The sequence below is a fragment of the Okeania sp. SIO2B9 genome, from assembly GCF_010672505.1.
Classification (GTDB): Bacteria; Cyanobacteriota; Cyanobacteriia; order Cyanobacteriales; family Microcoleaceae; genus Okeania; species Okeania hirsuta.
On sequence record NZ_JAAHGK010001619.1, the window covers coordinates 1 to 1,416 of the forward strand.

At 33.8% G+C, this 1,416-nt stretch carries 1 protein-coding gene; it reads right to left on the reverse strand.

The features are described from left to right. Positions 1–68: 68 nt before the first annotated feature. The coding region (locus F6K13_RS33150; RefSeq protein ID WP_287289928.1) for a serine/threonine-protein kinase at positions 69–1,416 on the reverse strand (1,348 nt) is incomplete at its 5' end.

Genomic DNA, 1,416 nt, shown 5'->3' on the forward strand with positions numbered 1-1,416 from the left:
TATAATTCCCATTTCTCCTGACTCCTGACTCCTACTTTTACTCATAAGACTTTTTCAGCAAACCCTAATTATATTTCCTCTCTAGCATAAAATATTGGTAAAGCCACAAATAAGCAACCTAAAAGCAACCCAAAAATATCAGAAATCCATAATTTACCCCCTAACAAACCCAAGATTAAAAATACTGTTGCCACAGTAGTAAATAAATTATTAGTTGCCAATTTATTCTGTTTTATAACCAGATGTTTAACTGTAATAAAAACTGATGCAATTATAACAGCCATTATCGGATGCCAAATAATTATCCGATAGCCAAAAATAAACCAAGCAAAAGCAAACATCAAAGCATCTAACCAAAATTCTTTTTCCTTAAATCTAGCCCACCAAAAATTCTGAGTTCCTAACTGCAAAATCTTTATAAAATGCTCATTTTTTTGTAATCTCAAAATTTTATTTTTCCACCTAGCTTTACGATCCATTCTCAATATTTGTTGCCACTCTGGCACAGTCTTACCCTGAAGCTTACCTAGTAATTTAACTTGATCTATATTTTGCAATCTTAAATCAGTTAACTTCGCAGAAATAGTCTTTAAATTTTGAGCATAATTAGCCTTTTTTCCGGGATTTCTACTAATAACAACAGTCAAAGTTTTTTTGACACGACTCACCTGAATTTTAACCGACTCAGTAGCCAAAACTTCCTGTAACTCCTGTCTAATTTCTGCTTGCTCAGTCAACTTTTTCGGCACTGCTGAAGAAGGAGAAAAATAAACATTTTCCATATAGTTAGACCGAGGTTTAAGATGTCTAATAATAGCAGTGGCAGAATGATAACGCCGATTTGTTGCACCTTCCAACATCTTGTCTAAAATTAGACCGAGTTCTTTACTAACAGGCATTTTTAAATAATCCCGCCATACCCACTTACTATTTCTACTATCAAACAAATCAAAAGGTGAAACTTGAGTCAAAAGATGAATACAAGTAACACCCAAACTATAAAGATCGCTAGCAAAAATAGCCTTACCCATAAGTTGCTCGGGAGCGGTATAAGCAGCACTACCAATAATAGTTCCAGTTTCAGGTAAACCTTTTTTCTCCACTAACTTCGCAGCACCAAAATCTACTAAAACCAGTTGACCAGTAGTGCGACGAATAATATTTTCTGGCTTAATATCTCGATGAATAACTTTCGATTTATGCACAAACTGTAATACTGGCAATAAATTATTTAAAAATTCCCGAATTTTAGCTTCAGTAAAGATACCTTTTTCTGCCAATTCTTGGGCGAGATTTTTGCCTTCAATATATTCTTGAACTAGATATTGTTGTCCATCCTTTTGAAAATAAGTTAGTAGTTTGGGTATCTGAGAATGAATACCTAGAGTTTTTAACTGTTGTGCTTCTTGCTGAAAT